This is a genomic window from Haemophilus sp. SZY H36, assembly GCF_018829625.1.
In the GTDB taxonomy this organism is placed as follows: Bacteria; Pseudomonadota; Gammaproteobacteria; order Enterobacterales; family Pasteurellaceae; genus Haemophilus; species Haemophilus haemolyticus_K.
The window spans coordinates 1-15462 of the sequence record NZ_JAHKKA010000003.1 but is presented as its reverse complement, the minus strand read 5'-3'; the positions used below and the strand labels follow the sequence as shown (position 1 = coordinate 15462).

15 protein-coding genes are annotated in these 15462 nt (G+C 39.4%); 3 read left to right on the top strand and 12 right to left on the bottom strand.

Features of this window, described 5'->3' with window-relative positions; all coding sequences use genetic code 11:
• Positions 1 to 89: 89 nt before the first annotated feature.
• The 9 genes from panF to menB form a co-directional block, all read right to left on the bottom strand.
• Positions 90 to 1544 carry a sodium/pantothenate symporter gene (gene panF / locus KP713_RS06040; protein ID WP_215770140.1) on the bottom strand — a complete coding sequence of 485 codons (1455 nt, stop codon included), beginning with the start codon at positions 1542 to 1544 and terminating at the stop codon, positions 90 to 92.
• Positions 1541 to 1798 carry a YhdT family protein gene (locus tag KP713_RS06035; protein ID WP_005634512.1) on the bottom strand — a complete coding sequence of 86 codons (258 nt, stop codon included), beginning with the start codon at positions 1796 to 1798 and terminating at the stop codon, positions 1541 to 1543. The genes panF and KP713_RS06035 overlap by 4 nt, the downstream gene beginning before the upstream one ends.
• 109 nt (positions 1799 to 1907) lie before the next feature.
• Positions 1908 to 3353, bottom strand: coding sequence for a surface lipoprotein assembly modifier (locus tag KP713_RS06030; RefSeq protein WP_215770139.1), 1446 nt, complete (start codon positions 3351 to 3353; stop codon positions 1908 to 1910).
• Positions 3354 to 3413: 60 nt separating this feature from the next.
• Positions 3414 to 4391: a Slam-dependent surface lipoprotein gene (locus KP713_RS06025; RefSeq protein ID WP_215770138.1), complete on the bottom strand. Its 978-nt coding sequence runs from the start codon at positions 4389 to 4391 to the stop codon at positions 3414 to 3416.
• A gap of 149 nt (positions 4392 to 4540) precedes the next feature.
• On the bottom strand, positions 4541 to 5887 hold the full coding sequence (gene accC, locus KP713_RS06020) for an acetyl-CoA carboxylase biotin carboxylase subunit (protein ID WP_215770137.1): 1347 nt from the start codon (positions 5885 to 5887) through the stop codon (positions 4541 to 4543).
• 176 nt (positions 5888 to 6063) lie between these two features.
• Positions 6064 to 6531 carry an acetyl-CoA carboxylase biotin carboxyl carrier protein gene (gene accB, locus KP713_RS06015; RefSeq protein WP_105899043.1) on the bottom strand — a complete coding sequence of 156 codons (468 nt, stop codon included), beginning with the start codon at positions 6529 to 6531 and terminating at the stop codon, positions 6064 to 6066.
• Positions 6532 to 6683: 152 nt separating this feature from the next.
• Positions 6684 to 7133: a type II 3-dehydroquinate dehydratase gene (gene aroQ / locus KP713_RS06010; RefSeq protein ID WP_215770136.1), complete on the bottom strand. Its 450-nt coding sequence runs from the start codon at positions 7131 to 7133 to the stop codon at positions 6684 to 6686.
• A 56-nt stretch (positions 7134 to 7189) separates the two neighbouring features.
• The gene (gene menC / locus KP713_RS06005; RefSeq protein WP_215770135.1) at positions 7190 to 8179 is read right to left on the bottom strand and encodes an o-succinylbenzoate synthase; all 990 of its coding nucleotides are present in this window, start codon (positions 8177 to 8179) and stop codon (positions 7190 to 7192) included.
• A gap of 68 nt (positions 8180 to 8247) precedes the next feature.
• A complete protein-coding gene (menB, locus tag KP713_RS06000) occupies positions 8248 to 9105 on the bottom strand; it encodes a 1,4-dihydroxy-2-naphthoyl-CoA synthase (protein ID WP_005630980.1) in 858 nt (285 codons plus the stop codon).
• A 145-nt stretch (positions 9106 to 9250) separates the two neighbouring features.
• Here menB and KP713_RS05995 point away from each other — a divergent pair, with 145 nt between their 5' ends.
• Together KP713_RS05995 and udp are read left to right on the top strand one after the other, a co-directional pair.
• Entirely contained in the window at positions 9251 to 9817 is a 567-nt protein-coding gene (locus tag KP713_RS05995; protein ID WP_215770134.1) for a DUF5358 domain-containing protein, read from the top strand.
• Positions 9818 to 9865: 48 nt separating this feature from the next.
• Positions 9866 to 10624, top strand: coding sequence for a uridine phosphorylase (gene udp, locus KP713_RS05990; RefSeq protein ID WP_215770133.1), 759 nt, complete (start codon positions 9866 to 9868; stop codon positions 10622 to 10624).
• Positions 10625 to 10666: 42 nt separating this feature from the next.
• Here udp and guaA read toward each other — a convergent pair whose 3' ends face one another.
• The 3 genes from guaA to guaB all read right to left on the bottom strand — a co-directional run bounded on the left by guaA (position 10667) and on the right by guaB (position 14116).
• Positions 10667 to 12238 (bottom strand): glutamine-hydrolyzing GMP synthase, encoded by a 1572-nt coding sequence (gene guaA / locus KP713_RS05985; protein WP_215768024.1) that lies wholly within the window; start codon positions 12236 to 12238, stop codon positions 10667 to 10669.
• A 13-nt stretch (positions 12239 to 12251) separates the two neighbouring features.
• Positions 12252 to 12581, bottom strand: coding sequence for a hypothetical protein (locus KP713_RS05980; RefSeq protein WP_140527346.1), 330 nt, complete (start codon positions 12579 to 12581; stop codon positions 12252 to 12254).
• Positions 12582 to 12649: 68 nt separating this feature from the next.
• Complete coding sequence (gene guaB / locus KP713_RS05975) at positions 12650 to 14116, bottom strand: IMP dehydrogenase (protein WP_140527345.1); 1467 nt, start codon at positions 14114 to 14116, stop codon at positions 12650 to 12652.
• A 128-nt stretch (positions 14117 to 14244) separates the two neighbouring features.
• Here guaB and birA point away from each other — a divergent pair, with 128 nt between their 5' ends.
• Complete coding sequence (birA, locus tag KP713_RS05970) at positions 14245 to 15150, top strand: bifunctional biotin--[acetyl-CoA-carboxylase] ligase/biotin operon repressor BirA (protein WP_181154015.1); 906 nt, start codon at positions 14245 to 14247, stop codon at positions 15148 to 15150.
• Positions 15151 to 15462: the final 312 nt, after the last annotated feature.

The window sequence follows — 15462 nt, the reverse complement described above, 5'->3', positions numbered from 1 at the left end:
ATGTTTTAGCGTAGAAATTGCTGAAAGTGAGAAAATTAAATATCACCTTCCTCTCATTTAGAAGAAGGTGACAGCATATTGATTAATGGTTAAAGTGCGGTAACTTTTAATTGAGTTTTTTCAATACGACGTTCGCCCAATTTATTACCTACTAAAAATGCAATCAATCCAAATACTAATGACGGCACGATTTGATGGAAATTCAATAATTTTATGCCAAGTTGAGTGAGCAAGATATAACTTCCCAAGCCGATAATCATTGAGCTTAACGCGCCATAAGCATTTGCTTTATCCCAGTAAATACCCAGCACAATCACCCATAAAAATGCGGCTTCTAGTCCGCCAAAGGCAAATAGGTTTAACCAAATAATCATATCTGGTGGATTGAGGGCGGCAAAGATTAAAAGTGCGGTCAAAATCAGCGTGATAATAGATGAAAAATAACTGACTTTTTTCTCATTTTTTGCAGCTTCTGGTTTCGTAGAAAGGTATAAATCTTTTACAAAAATAGAAGAAGATTGAATAAGTTGCGCATCAATAGTGGACATAATTGCTGACATTGGTGCGGCTAAGAAAATACCGGCAATAATAGGCGGTAATACTTTTAGCATTAAAGTTGGAATCACTTGATCCGATACCGTTAAATTTGGAATAACTGCACGACCAAGTGCACCGGCTAAGTGCATACCGAACATAATGATGGAAAGAACAATTGTTCCTATCAGCATGCCTCTATGTAAGGCTTTGCTATCTTTAAATGCCATGCATCGAACAGCAGTATGTGGAAGACCGACGACCCCGAAACAGACGAGTACCCAGAAGGAAGCCATAAATTGAAAATCTAACATTCCATTTGGCCCGTAAGGTGTGACTAACGCAGGATCGATTTCTGTTAATTTATTAACCGCACTTTCTACACCGCCGAGCGCATAAATGGTTCCTACAAGGAGAATAATGGTACCTAAAATCATGACGGTACCTTGAATGGTATCCGTGAGTACGACAGCACGGAATCCCCCGATAAATGTATAGATACCTACCGTTAAAGCAAATAAGAGCAATGCTTGAGTATAAGAAATGCCAATGGTCGTTTCTAATAAACGTGCACCACCAATAAATTGCACAGTCATGGCTGCAAAAAATGCGAGAAGAAGGGCAAGGCTTGATAGCCAGACTAAATATTTGTTTTTATAACGATAAAGGAACAGATCGTTAATCGTTAACGCATTGGTTTCTCTTGATAATAGCGCGAATTTTTTACCTAATGCACCTAATGCGAGCCACACAGCAGGGACTTGAATCATCGCTAGTAATACCCAGCCTAATCCGTATTTATAAGCTGCACCAGGCCCTCCGACAAAAGAACTTGCACTGGCATAAGTTGATGCGGTTGTCATTGCGAGCACAAAACCCGTCATCGAGCGGTTACCTACATAATATTCCGTTAGGAAATCGCCTTTTGTACGTTTTACATAAGCTAAAATCGCAGCACCAAATATAAATGCAAGATAAATAATTAAAGGGAGAATAATACCTAAATTCATTTTTGATTCTCCTCATCCTTGATTTCAAGAGAGATATCTTGATAAATAATTTTGATAATCCAATGGCCAATTACAATAAATAGAATAGGCAAATAAATACAAGAGAGCTCGAACCAGAGAGGGAAACCAATCGGCCCTTGAGTTTCTTTAGGCAAATAAGCACATAAGCACCAACCTATCACATATAAAATAGATAGGCCTAATGCCCAACTAGCTTCCTTGGCAGCTTGTTGATAACGTTGTTTTAATGTCATGTTTCTTCCTTAAAATTTTTATAAGTGAAAGTATATTTTTGAATGGTATAAAGGGCGTATATTTCATACGCCCCTTATGTTTGCCAATCTTACAACTTTTTTGAATAATTCAAAATGTTTTGCTGATTTCTAAGTAAATTCGATTTTTGTCATATTCATAAAAAGGATGATTACTGGTTACCTTTTGATACGACCAAGATAATTTCGGTGTGATTCCCCAGATATGAAAGTTTCTATGCCAAATAGTAAATACTGATGCATATTCCTTATTTTTCTGGCGAATACCAATAAGATCTTTTTCTTTATAGGCACGTTGTGCATAATTTAGGATTAAACGAGTTGATATACCCGCTTTCCATTCTTGTCCCCATCCTAATCGGACATTTTTTCGTTGATAAGCGTTATCTAAATCTCGAGTATTTTCGCGATTATAATCAACGCCACCAAACCAATACTGTCCACTTTTCGCAAGGTAAAGTAGTGTAGCGGAAGCTAGATAGTTATTTCCATTGAGATGTTTACGAGTTTCATAGCGTTGTTCACCATACTCAAGTGCGGTCGAAATTTGCCATTTTTCATTTATCCAATTGGATAAATCCAATCTAGCACCTGAATTTTTAGAGTATTGTTTCATCGCATTTCCGCCAGATGAGCCGCCCGCATACCAACGCTTCTCAGTAAATGGCATTAATGAGAGTTCAAATCGTGCAGTTTGGTATCCAAGACCCACACCAGCTCTCGCGTTAAATTCATTATATTTCTTGTTATCCCAATAATATTTCCCACTACCCTCCAAGGACAATTTTGTAAAGTAGTTGTGAGGTAATGACCATTTCTTTTCAGCATTCCCAAAATACGAAAATCCTCTGGCACTTTCTTTTTCCCAAGCAGTCCAGTTGCCAATTTTTGTGCCTGCTTTTGGCGCATTATTGATATTACTTTCATTTAAAAAACTAAATCCACCTTGAATTTTCCATTGATCTCGTTGGTTCAATGCAGAAAGATATTGTTCAATTATTTTTACAGAATCAGGGGAAACTTGCTCTGCTCTTAACTTTTGAAATTGATCTTTTGCCGCCTCGTTATCATTATTCAGAAACAAGGCTTGAGCTAATTGATAGCGTAAAGGTAAAAGATCAGTTTTTTGTGAAAATAAGTGTCGGTAGGCTTTAACGGAATCAGAAAAATGCTCTTTTTCTCGTAAGTCAATTGCTTCCGCCCATTCTAACAAGAACGGATCTTTTTTAGGAAGGGGGTGATATAGAGGCAATAAAAGCTGTACCGCCTCGCCATTATTTTGTAATACTGCAGGGATAAGACCGCGAATAATCAAATCTGGGTGTTTGGCTAATTCTTCTTTTGTAATCGATAATTTTGATGGATTATTATTCGTCAAAAGTACGGTTGTTTTTTGTGGTAAATTTGGTTTAGCCAAATGTAGCTGTTCATCTAAACGCCCATCATGTGGCAGAGGATATTTTTCTACAGCAATAGAATTTGACGCTAAAAATAATGCGACGGTGAGACATAAACTAAATTTAGTTTGTATACTCATTTTTATCCTTATTGGGAAATAAAGCAAGCTTGAGCTTGCTTTAAATGATAAAACAATTTATTACTGTGCTTTTGCGCCGTAGGCTCCAGCCCAAGAATTATCTTTAGCTTTCACCATTCCACCTAGTTCTTTAGCACCATCGCCGTAAAATTTACCTTCTGTGATACCTTTTGAATCTAAAGAGGATGATTTTGCTGTACCGTAGAATTGATTACCTGAAATTTGAGCATCAATCTTAATTTCGACATCATTTAGTCTGTCATGTTGGTAGATATTTCCATTTAAACTTCCATGTAATTTTTTCTTTTCAAAATCAACGGTAAATTTAGATGTTCCTCTTCTATAACTCCCAGTTCCTTTATATGCCATTACACTTTCACCTATGTAAGATACAGGACCAGATTTTGGATTAGAATTTGGAACATTTTCAGAAGGGATTCCATTATAAAAAAGAATATCATTTTGTCCGTTTGAGTGATTTGCGATTGCACCAAAGCGTACATGAGTATATTTCCCACAACAAATATGCGGTGATAAATTGCGTTCCTCAATAAATTCCCCCTCCTTTGTCCAATCTTCATTGAGTTCAAATTTAAAATCAATAGGGATATTTTTTCCATCAACATCAATGCTGGTTAAAGTTCTATTAGATAGCTCTTGTTCATTGTTAATTGTGTTAATTTGTCCTACACTATCTTCCTCACTTTCTGTTTTTATAGAAAAGACTAAACCTGTATTAGTCGGTGAACGCTCAGGCATTTCTAGAACAGCTTGTTCTGATGGTTGAGCTGCTGGAGTGCTTGGTTGAGCTGCTGGAGTGCTTGGTTGAGCTGCAGGAGTGCTTGGTTGAGCTGCAGGAGTACTTGGTTGAGCAGCTGGAGCACTTGGTTGAGTAGCCGGAGTACTTGGTTGAGCTGCTGGAGTACTTGGTTGAGGAGCAGGAGTGCTTGGTGCTGATGATCCACCACCGCTTCCACAAGCCGTTAATGTTAGGGCGGCAAGTATCGTTAAACTAAATTTTTTTAAATTGATGTTCATAATTTCTCCTAAAATAACTAATAGGGGATTATATAGAAAAAACTATTCATTGTCTTAATAAACTATCTATATAATTGTTATTTTTTATAATAAAAGTCTATAAAATCAATAAGAAAATGGCTAACACCTGTTAGCCATTTAAAATTTAATTATTCATGCATACCTAATTTTTTCTCCAAATAGTGGATGTTTGTTCCCCCTTTTTGGAAATTTTCATCTTCAAGAATTAATTCATGAAGTGGGATGTTGGTCTTGATACCATCAATAATTGTTTCAGATAATGCATTTTGCATACGACGGATTGCAACTTCACGCGTATCACCATAAGTGATAAGTTTTGCGATCATAGAATCATAATGTGGAGGTACTGTATAGCCACCATAAACATGAGAATCCCAACGAACGCCTAAGCCGCCAGGCGAATGTAAGTGATTTACTTTCCCCGGAGACGGTAAGAATGTTTTTGGATCTTCTGCATTAATACGGCATTCCATTGCATGGCCTTTAACCTTGATGTCTTCTTGCTTAAAGGAAATAGGTAAGCCTGCTGCAATGCGTAATTGCTCTTTCACTAAATCTACACCTGTAATCATTTCAGTTACAGGGTGTTCCACTTGAATACGAGTATTCATTTCAATGAAATAGAATTTGCCATTTTCATATAAGAATTCAAACGTACCTGCTCCGCGATAGCCGATTTCTACGCAAGCTTTTGCACAGCGTGAGCCGATATCGCGGCGAACTTCTTCTGTGATACCTGGAGCTGGTGCTTCTTCCACCACTTTTTGGTGACGACGCTGCATTGAGCAGTCACGTTCAGCCAAATAAACTGCATTGCCATGAGTATCTGCTAATACTTGAATTTCCACGTGACGTGGATTTTCTAAGTATTTTTCCATATAGACCATATCATTGTTGAATGCGGCTTTCGCTTCGGCTTTGGTCATCGCGATAGATTCTTCTAATGCGTCTTCGCCACGAACGACACGCATTCCTCGGCCGCCACCACCGCCGGATGCTTTGATGATGATTGGATAGCCAATACGTTTAGCAATTTCTTTATTTTTAGCAATGTCGTTACCTACAGGGCCATCAGAACCAGGTACACAAGGCACGCCTGCTTTTTTCATCGCTTTAATAGCTGAAACTTTATCGCCCATTAAACGGATGACATCCGCAGTTGGGCCGATGAAAGTGAAACCTGAGCGTTCAACTTGTTCAGCAAAATCAGCATTTTCAGATAAAAAACCGTATCCTGGATGAATTGCATCTGCGCCTGTTACTTCGGCGGCAGCAATGATAGCTGGAATATTTAAATAACTTTTTGCGGAAGGTGCTGGACCGATACAAACGGTTTCATCAGCAAGTAAAACGTGTTTTAAATCACGATCGGCAGTGGAGTGAACCGCCACAGTTTTAATACCTAATTCTTTACAAGCACGTAAAATGCGTAGTGCAATTTCACCGCGGTTAGCAATCACAACTTTTTCTAACATAAAAGAGTCCGTTTAGTCAGATAGACGTGAATTTTTATGTAGGTTATTGAAATATTGTTCTCCCTATAAAATTTGGTCTGCACAGATTTCAATTTATATTGCCTACGATAAATTCGCTCTAATTGTTTGTATATGAAATAGGCGGACTAAAGTCCGCCCGACGAAAATATTGGAAATTATTCAATAACGATTAATGGTTCGTCGAATTCAACAGCGTCCCCGTCGTTGATAAGAATTGCTTTTACTACGCCAGCTTTGTCCGCTTCAATGCGGTTCATCATTTTCATTGCTTCAACGATACAAAGCGCGTCGCCAACTTTCACAGATTGACCCACTTCAACAAATGCTTTTGCTTCTGGGCTTGGACTGCGATAGAACGTTCCCACCATTGGTGAACGTACAAGATGGCCTGATAATTCATCAGATGCGGCTGGTGCTGGTGTCGCAGCTGCAGGCGCTTGAGCTGGCGCAGCAGCTGGAGTTGGTGCTACTACTGGCGCTGCAGCGTATTGAACTGCTGCTGGAGCAACTGCTGGCGCTGCACGGCTAATACGTACTGTACCTTCTTCTTCTTGCACTTCTAATTCAGTAATGCCAGATTCTTCTACTAATTCGATTAATTTTTTGATTTTACGAATGTCCATACGTTCTTCCTAAAAAGATTGAAATTTTAACCGCACTTTTAGACGAAAAAGTGCGGTTATGAATAAACTTATTTTTATGTTGCAAAGATTACCTTAAATTTTGCAAATTTGCGATAAAATTCTGTGAATTTCGCCAAAAATGCTCGATTTTCTTATTTTTTAGAAAGGTAATCGATAGCAAATAAAAAGGCAAACTCGTAACCTTTTGCGCCCAAACCGCAAATAACACCTTCAGCCACATCGCTAAAATAAGAATGATGACGAAATGGTTCACGTTTATGCATGTTGGATAAATGAATCTCCACAAAAGGAATTGAAACGGCTAAAAGTGCATCGCGCAATGCCACACTGGTATGGGTGTAAGCAGCAGGATTGATTAAAATAAAATCGACTTGATGAAAACTTTCGTGGATCTTATTAATTAATTTTTCTTCACTATTGGCTTGAAAACATTCCACTTTTACATTGTGCTGAGTAGCTAAAGTTTGTATTTTCTCTTCAATGGATGCAAGAGAAATACTGCCATAATGTTTTGGCTCGCGAGCCCCCAACATATTTAAGTTCGGGCCATTTAACAGCAAAATTCTGTGTGTTTGCGACATTTTTAATCCTTTTTGTGTGGCGCATTATACTGGTTTTTCGATTTTTGGTGGTCGAATCAGATAATTTTAGTGATAAATTCAGATTCTAAATTCACAATAGGTAAATCAGAACCCGGCCAAGCGCGTAGCACTTGATATTCCATCAAATCTAACGTGTCTAAGCCTGGCGTTACATTCGGGGTGTATTGTTGTGCAATTCGCGCAAGCTGAGAGAGCCCTAAACTGCTTTCGATACTTGAACTAATAACCGCTTTTAGACCTAACGAATGAGCTTGGTTAATGAGTTCAGTACAACGTTGAATTGAACCAATTAAAGTGGGTTTGATTACGACAGCCGATAAGTTCGGTTCTTTTTTCAGGCAAAAATTAGGCTCTCGAACGGATTCATCCCATGCAATCGCAATGTCAGTTTGCGCTGCAAATTCACGGCTGAGTGCTTGTGTTTTACAAGGTTCTTCTAAAAATTGAATACGTTTTCTATGCTGCGGTTTGACTTTATCGGCAAATTGTAACGCTTTTTCTAACGACCAATGGCGGTTTGCATCAAGTCGTAATTGTAAATCAGGAATGGCTTCTAAAAACATATCGGCAATTAATCCATCGCGATTGGCTTCGTATATGCCCACTTTCATCTTTGCCACTTTTTCGCCTTCTATGCTCGCAAGTTTGGCGTACAGTTCATCTGGATCGCCACAACAAAGTGGTGCCGTATGATAATTGCCTTCAGCTTGTAAATAACCTTTCATTTCATCCATTGCGCAACTGATACCAAAAGCAACGGAGGGATAGGTGCCATCTAATGGTACGCGAGGTGCATCGCAGCTGGCATTGCACCATGTCGTTAGCCATTCAATTGCTTGTTCTTGAGCTTGGTCTAAGGTTTCTTCGCTAAAACCTGGTAGCGGGGCGATTTCTCCCCAACCGTCTCGGCTGCAACTCACTCTTACGATTAAGCCTTCACGGCGTTTTAAAAAACGATCACGCAGAATAAGTTGACTATCAACGGGGATGGAATAACGGTAAAGATTAAATAATTTTTCAGCCATGTTTGCTCCCAATACAAAAGTGCGGTCAAAGTTCACGAAGATTTTTAACCGCACTTTAGAACGATAAATTAAGGGTTACGTCTGAATTTGCTGAAGTCTGGGGCGCGTTTTTCGTTAAACGCATTGCGGCCTTCTTGACCTTCTTCAGTCATGTAGAACAACATTGTTGCGTTACCTGCTAATTCTTGAAGACCTGCTTGGCCATCACAGTCAGCATTTAATGCCGCTTTCAAACAACGAATTGCAATTGGGCTATTGCGTAACATTTCACGACACCAACGTACGGTTTCTTTTTCAAGATCAGCGTAAGGCACAACAGTATTAACTAAGCCCATGTCTAATGCTTCTTGGGCATTATATTGACGACATAAGAACCAAATTTCACGCGCTTTTTTCTGACCCACTAAACGAGCCATATAGCTTGCGCCCCAACCACCATCGAATGAACCGACCTTTGGCCCAGTTTGCCCGAAAATGGCATTTTCAGCAGCAATTGTTAAGTCGCAAAGCATATGTAATACATGGCCACCACCAATTGCATAACCTGCCACCATTGCCACAACCGGTTTTGGACAAGAACGAATATCGCGTTGGAAATCTAATACATTTAAGTGATGTACGCCGCTGTCATCTTTGTAACCGCCGTAATCGCCACGCACTTTTTGGTCACCACCAGAACAGAATGCTTTTTCGCCTTCGCCAGTTAATACAATGACACCAATGTTTTCATCGAAGCGTGCATCAGAAAATGCAGTGATCATTTCTTTCACTGTTTGTGGACGAAACGCATTACGAACTTCTGGGCGGTTAATCGTGATTTTGGCAATACCGTCAGTGGATTTATGATAGCGAATGTCGCTGTAGCCTTCACTGTGATCAACCCACTCAACAGGCGCATATAACACATCATCTTTTGGATTTTGCATAAGAATTCCTTTTAATTAACGTAAAAAAGTGCGGTCATTATAGCGGAAGTTTTTCGGATCAGGAAAACTAAATTCATTTGCTGCTTTATCTGTTGTGAAGATATTGCTAGAATTTTGCGCATTCTCACTTTTATAAGGATCAAATGTGAAATTAATTGCAACCTTAGGTGTGGCAGCATTGCTGTCTGGCTGCTCAATGTTTGGTAGCTCACAATCCGCAATCCCAGGTGAATTTGCGGGGGCGGATTACCAACTCTCCGATCAAGATGCAAAACAATGGGCGATTGCAAGTAAGCAAGCAGAACAATGCATTTACCCAAATTTAACTCGGATTTTGCAACAGCATTTTTCTAAAGAAGATAGCTATATTCATTCACAATATGTCTTTTTCTACCCATTGGAAAAAATTATTGGTGAGCAATATGTGAAGATTATTCAAGGTGATGAAAAATCGATGAATTATGCAAGCTATCAGTTTAAAAAATTCCGTACCGAAGTGGGTAATGTTGAACCTTTAACTGAACAGGCGTGTTTAAAATTACGTAATGAAGCGAGCGATGATTTGGCTGTCGTGAAAGGCCAATATAAAAATGGCATGGTGGAAGTGCAGAAAAATGAAGATGGCACACCGAAAAATCCTGATGGTATCGCGACGAATGAAAATAAATTCTTCTTTGATATCATCAAATGGGGTTCAATGCTATTGCTTTAATTTTTTTGGCATGTAAACATACAATATAAAAATAATAAGGAGGCTACTATGTCAGATGTATTCCATCTTAATCTTACAAAATCTCAACTTAAAGGCGCAACACTCGCTATTGTTCCCGGCGATCCTGCTCGTAGTGAGCGTATTGCTAAACAACTTGATAATCCAAAGTTTCTTGCTAGCACGCGTGAATTTACTTCATGGTTAGGTTATCTTAATGGGCAACCTGTTGTTGTATGCTCTACTGGTATTGGTGGGCCATCAACCTCAATTTGTGTGGAAGAACTAGCTCAACTTGGCATTCGCACTTTCTTACGTATTGGTACAACGGGGGCAATTCAACCACATATTAATGTGGGTGATGTTCTTATTACAACGGCTTCTGTTCGCTTAGATGGTGCAAGCCGCCATTTTGCACCGTTAGAATATCCGGCTGTGTCAAACTTTGAATGTACAACTGCACTTTATAATGCAGCGAAAGCAAAAGGGATTGAACCTTATGTAGGAGTGACCGCATCATCTGATACATTCTATCCAGGTCAAGAACGTTATGATACCTATAGTGGTAAAGTATATCGTGATTACCAAGGACTACTTAAACAGTGGCAAGATTTGAATGTTATGAACTATGAAATGGAATCGTCAACATTGTTTACCATGTGTAGCGCATTGGGGTTACGAGCAGGAATGGTTGCAGGCGTGATTGTAAACCGCACTCAACAAGAAATTCCAAATGAAGCGACAATGAAAGAGACCGAAGAGAAAGCCGTTTCAGTGGTAATAGATGCAGCGAAAATATTGTTAAATTAAAAAAATAACGCCTTGTTTTACAAGGCGTTATTTATTCTGGTTCTATTCCCACTCGATCGTTGCGGGTGGTTTTCCGCTGATGTCATACACCACACGGGAAATGCCATTCACCTCATTGATGATACGGTTAGACACTTTGCCTAATAAATCATAAGGCAAATGAGCCCAATGTGCGGTCATAAAATCGATGGTTTCTACCGCGCGTAGGGAGATAACCCAATCGTATTTACGGCCATCGCCCATTACACCTACAGATTTCACCGGTAAGAATACGCTGAAGGCTTGGCTGGTTTTTTCATACCAACCGCTGTTGCGTAATTCTTCGATAAAGATTGCATCCGCACGGCGTAATAAATCGCAGTATTCTTTTTTCACTTCGCCTAATACACGTACGCCTAAGCCTGGGCCAGGGAACGGATGGCGGTTGATCATTGCAGCAGGCAAGCCTAATGCTAAACCGATTTTACGTACTTCATCTTTAAACAATTCACGTAATGGTTCAACTAAGCCAAGTTTCATATAGTCTGGTAAGCCACCTACGTTGTGGTGTGATTTAATCACATGTGCTTTACCGGTTTTGCTTGCTGCAGATTCGATGACATCAGGGTAGATCGTACCTTGTGCCAACCATTTCACGTTGGTGAGTTTTTTCGATTCATCATCGAATACATCAACGAATACTTTACCGATAATTTTTCGTTTTGCTTCAGGATCCGATACGCCTGCAAGTTCACCTAAGAAACGGCTTTCAGCATCAACACGGGTAATGTTCAAGCCGAATTTATCGCCAAACATTTCCATTACTTGGTCACCTTCGTGTAAGCGGAGTAAGCCGTTATCCACGAATACGCAGTGTAAGTTTTTACCGATAGCACGGTGTAAAAGTAATGCAACCACAGAAGAGTCCACACCACCAGATAAGCCTAAAATTACTTCATCATCACCGACTTGCTCTTTAATACGAGCAACGGCATCTTCGATAATGTTTTCAGCTGTCCATTTGGTTTCGCAACCACAAATGTTAACGACGAAGTTGGTTAATAATTCCAAGCCTTTTTTAGTGTGAGTGACTTCTGGGTGGAATTGTACGCCGTAGAAATGACGGCTTTCATCAGACATTGCGGCAATTGGGCAGGTTGGGGTAGTCCCTGTTACTTGGAAGTTTTGAGGTAAACGAGTCACTTTATCACCATGGCTCATCCAAACATCTAAGGTCGGCTCATTTGCTGTCAAGTTATCATTAAGATTGGCAAAAAGTGCGGTGGAATTTTCAAGAGAAACTGAAGCATAGCCGAACTCCCTGTGCTCAGACGTTTCGGTTAAGCCGCCAAGTTGCATCGCCATAGTTTGCATACCGTAGCAAACGCCGAGCACCGGTACACCTGCATTGAACACATATTCCGGTGCACGAGGGCTGTTTTTTTCAGTGGTACTTTCAGGGCCGCCGGAAAGAATGATACCTGTTGGGGCAAATTCACGGATTTGTTGTTCGGTTACATCCCAAGCCCAAAGTTCGCAGTACACACCAATTTCACGTACACGGCGAGCAATTAGTTGAGTATATTGTGAACCAAAGTCGAGGATTAGGATCTTATGATTGTGGATATTTGTCATTTTTTGCCTTATGTTAATTTTGTTTTGTCATGTTGATGTAAGTTCCACCGTATCCATCGCTGATATATTTAATGTGAAATATTTCAGTTTTATCACAGCCTTTTACTGTCCAAGTTTCATTCACTAAATCTACTGTGGAGGTTTTGTTGTTTAGTTTTACATCATCGATCTGAGTGTGAATTTGTTTAGGCGTACAATTATGGATTGCTCTGAAAAATAGGTTAATGTTACTTGCCGTATCATATTTTAGTAAATCATCTGCAGTTGTTTCCCCAGTATAAGTTGGACCGAGTAATGTGCAGGCTGATAGAATAAATGGGATCAGTAATATAAATTTCTTCATTATAGTTCCTTTTATTGCCTGAAACAGTTCAAAAGAGCGGGCAAATTTAACCGCTCTTTTATTCATTGTTAGCCCATACGGTAGTTCGGCGCTTCTTTAGTAATGGTTACGTCATGAACATGGCTTTCTTTAATACCAGCACCACTGATGCGAACGAATTCTGCTTTAGTGCGTAATTCTTCGATGGTCGCGCAGCCAGTTAAGCCCATGCATGAACGTAAGCCACCCATTTGTTGGTGGATGATTTCTTTTAAGTAACCTTTGTATGGAATACGACCTTCGATACCTTCTGGTACGAGTTTGTCTGCAGCGTTATCAGATTGGAAGTAACGGTCTGATGAGCCTTTCGCCATCGCACCTAATGAACCCATACCACGGTAAGATTTAAATGCACGACCTTGGTAAAGTTCGATTTCACCCGGTGCTTCTTCAGTACCCGCGAACATAGAACCAACCATGACACAGCTTGCGCCTGCAGCGATAGCTTTTGCAATATCACCAGAGAAACGGATACCACCGTCAGCAATTACAGGAATACCACGATCTTTTAATGCTGCTGCTGCATCTGCGATAGCGGTAATTTGTGGAACACCTACACCGGTTACGATACGAGTTGTACAAATTGAACCAGGGCCGATACCTACTTTCACCGCACTTGCCCCTGCATCGGCTAATGCGATTGCGCCTTCAGCGGTTGCCACGTTACCTGCCACGATTGGAAGATTAGGGTATTTCGCGCGGGTTTCACGCACGCGTTGTAATACGCCTTCTGAATGACCGTGAGATGAATCGATTAACAGTACATCTACGCCGGCTTTCACTAAAGCATCAATACGTTCTTCGTTACCAGGACCTGCACCTACAGCCGCACCAACACGTAAACGACCGAATTCATCTTTACATGCATTTGGTTTTTGTTCTGCTTTTTGGAAGTCTTTAACGGTAATCATGCCTTTAAGTTTGAAACTATCATTAACCACTAATACTTTTTCAACTCGGTGTTGATGCATTAATTCCAAAATTTCTTCGCGACTCGCCCCTTCTTTTACTGTCACCAAGTCTTCTTTTTTCGTCATTACTTGTGAAACAGTTTTTCTCAAATCCTTTACGAAACGGGTGTCGCGTCCAGTAATGATACCGATTAGGTTATTTTCACTATCTACAACAGGGTAGCCCGCGAAGCCGTTTTTCTTCACTAGTTCTGCTAATTCTGCAAGGGATAAATCAGGTGAAACGGTGACAGGTTCAGACACGATACCACTTTCGAATTTTTTTACTTTACGAACACGGTCCGCTTGGCGTTCAATGGTCATATTTTTATGAATAAAGCCGATGCCACCTTCTTGTGCTAAAGAGATTGCAAGTTTGGTTTCGGTCACAGTATCCATTGCTGCTGAAAGCATAGGAATATTCAAAGTAATTTCTTTAGTGAGTTTGGTTGAAAGATTGGCTGTATTTGGAAGCACAGTTGAATGTGCCGGGACGAGTAGAACATCGTCAAAAGTAAGGGCTTCTTGTTTAATGCGTAATGACATTGCAATATTCTCGCTAAGTTGAAGTTAAAAAATATTGCGGCGGGATTATACAGATTTTACTTGATTTTGAAAACGAAATTTTGGATTTGTGTTATGATTTTCGCTCCATTTGCTACAAGGAATAAATGATGAATTTCGCTTTATTGACATATTTAGCTGATTGTCAGCCGAAAGTGCGGTTTGAATTGGAAAAGTTTTCTCTGCATATTGAAGAGGACATTAAACAATTACGTGAGCTAGGCTTGGAAATTGTCGTTGATGACCAAAATTATTGCTTAGTGCCTAGTCTTCCTTTATTAAATCCTCAGCAAATTTCAACCGCACTTTTTCCTTATAATATCTATTATCAGCCGATTATTTCCTCTACAAATGAATGGATACTACAAAATATACCTTCCTTAAAAAAAGGTGATCTTTGTGTGGCTGAATATCAAACTGCAGGACGCGGTCGACGTGGTCGCCAATGGTTATCTCCTTTTGCTGGGCAAATTATGTTTAGTTTTTATTGGACATTTGATCCTAAAAAATCAATTGAAGGTTTAAGTTTAGTTATCGGCTTGGCGATTGCAGAGGTGCTAAATGTGCAGGTGAAATGGCCAAATGATATTTTGTTTAATGGAAGAAAGTTGGGTGGAATTTTGGTTGAAATCGCTAACCATAAAAATGGTATGCTCAATTTAGTGATTGGCGTAGGTATTAATGTGTCATTACCAAAACAAACGGAAATTAGTCAGCCTTATGCGGAAGTATGTGAAATAGATCCTGATGTAGAGCGACAAACTTTATTACCAAAACTCATACAACATTTGTATGCACGTTTAAATACTTTTGAGCAAAATGGTATTAATGAGGAATTTCAACAAGCATGGCAATCATATAATGCGTTTTCAAATAATGAAGTAAATGTGCTTACTGAACAAGGCACTATTTTAGGTATTGAACAAGGCATAGATGAACGCGGTTATTTAAAAGTATTATGTGGCAATAAAATTCAGATGTTTAATGGTGGCGAGGTTTCATTACGTAAGAAATAATAGTTGTAAAAAGTTGAATATATTCACTGCACTTTTTGATAAAATGTTTATATTTCCATCAAAAGATCATTTTTTTAAATATTTTTACAAAAAAGTACTTGCAAGGGATTTGAAAATCCCTATAATGCACCGCACACAACGACGCACTGTTGTGAAGTTTTTAAGTTTCCAAGTGCGTCGTTGTTTTTTGCTCTTTAACAATATATCAGACAATCTGTGTGGGCACTTGTTGATTGACTTGTTTTAAAATATTTTTAATTTTGAAGTCTTAATAGGTGCTTAACTGAAAATTCATAATTACTTTTTAAGTAG

Bases quoted from the DNA above. Each gene is read 5' to 3' on its own strand.
- menB (WP_005630980.1), bottom strand. From the start codon at position 9,105: ATGCAAAATCCAAAAGATGATGTGTTATATGCGCCTGTTGAGTGGGTT.
- accB (WP_105899043.1), bottom strand. From the start codon at position 6,531: ATGGACATTCGTAAAATCAAAAAATTAATCGAATTAGTAGAAGAATCT.
- KP713_RS06030 (WP_215770139.1), bottom strand. From the start codon at position 3,353: ATGAGTATACAAACTAAATTTAGTTTATGTCTCACCGTCGCATTATTT.
- aroQ (WP_215770136.1), bottom strand. From the start codon at position 7,133: ATGTCGCAAACACACAGAATTTTGCTGTTAAATGGCCCGAACTTAAAT.
- KP713_RS05980 (WP_140527346.1), bottom strand. From the start codon at position 12,581: ATGAAGAAATTTATATTACTGATCCCATTTATTCTATCAGCCTGCACA.
- KP713_RS06035 (WP_005634512.1), bottom strand. From the start codon at position 1,798: ATGACATTAAAACAACGTTATCAACAAGCTGCCAAGGAAGCTAGTTGG.
- panF (WP_215770140.1), bottom strand. From the start codon at position 1,544: ATGAATTTAGGTATTATTCTCCCTTTAATTATTTATCTTGCATTTATA.
- accC (WP_215770137.1), bottom strand. From the start codon at position 5,887: ATGTTAGAAAAAGTTGTGATTGCTAACCGCGGTGAAATTGCACTACGC.
- guaB (WP_140527345.1), bottom strand. From the start codon at position 14,116: ATGTCATTACGCATTAAACAAGAAGCCCTTACTTTTGACGATGTTCTA.
- udp (WP_215770133.1), top strand. From the start codon at position 9,866: ATGTCAGATGTATTCCATCTTAATCTTACAAAATCTCAACTTAAAGGC.
- birA (WP_181154015.1), top strand. From the start codon at position 14,245: ATGAATTTCGCTTTATTGACATATTTAGCTGATTGTCAGCCGAAAGTG.
- guaA (WP_215768024.1), bottom strand. From the start codon at position 12,238: ATGACAAATATCCACAATCATAAGATCCTAATCCTCGACTTTGGTTCA.
- KP713_RS06025 (WP_215770138.1), bottom strand. From the start codon at position 4,391: ATGAACATCAATTTAAAAAAATTTAGTTTAACGATACTTGCCGCCCTA.
- menC (WP_215770135.1), bottom strand. From the start codon at position 8,179: ATGGCTGAAAAATTATTTAATCTTTACCGTTATTCCATCCCCGTTGAT.